This window comes from Planctomonas deserti (genome assembly GCF_003067705.1).
Taxonomy (GTDB): Bacteria; Actinomycetota; Actinomycetes; order Actinomycetales; family Microbacteriaceae; genus Planctomonas; species Planctomonas deserti.
Window position 1 is genome coordinate 1 of the sequence record NZ_QANL01000165.1, and the last position, 553, is coordinate 553.

At 64.4% G+C, this 553-nt stretch carries 1 protein-coding gene; it reads left to right on the forward strand.

Translation table 11 applies throughout. The annotated features are described in order from the left end of the window. Positions 1–553 (forward strand): flagellar motor switch protein FliM (locus DAI20_RS20085; protein WP_168927716.1); only part of this gene is annotated, 553 nt, incomplete at both ends.

Consider the following 553-nt stretch of genomic DNA (forward strand, 5'->3'; position numbering starts at 1 on the left):
GCTGTATGTGCCGACCAACCTGAACCTGATCCGCTTCAAGCCGCTGCGCGGTACCGGCCTGATCGTGTTCGAACCGACCCTGGTGTTCGCCATCGTCGACAACTTCTTCGGCGGCGACGGGCGCTACCCCACCCGCATCGAAGGCCGCGAGTTCACCGCCACCGAAATGCGGGTGATCCACCTGCTGCTGAAGCAGACCTTCGCCGACCTTCGCGAAGCCTGGGCACCGGTGATGGATGTCGACTTCGAGTACATCAACTCGGAGATCAACCCGCACTTCGCCAACATCGTGACCCCGCGCGAATACGTGGTGGTGTGCCGACTGCACGTCGAGCTCGACGGCGGTGGCGGCGACATCCACGTGACCCTGCCGTACTCGATGCTGGAGCCGATCCGCGAGCTGCTCGACGCCGGCATCCAGAGCGACCGCAACGATCGCGACGAGAGCTGGGGGCAGACCCTTCGCGAACAGCTCAACATCGCCGAGGTGACCCTGTCCAGCGTGCTGGCCAGCAAGCGCATGACGCTGCGTGACCTGACCCAGCTGAAGGTG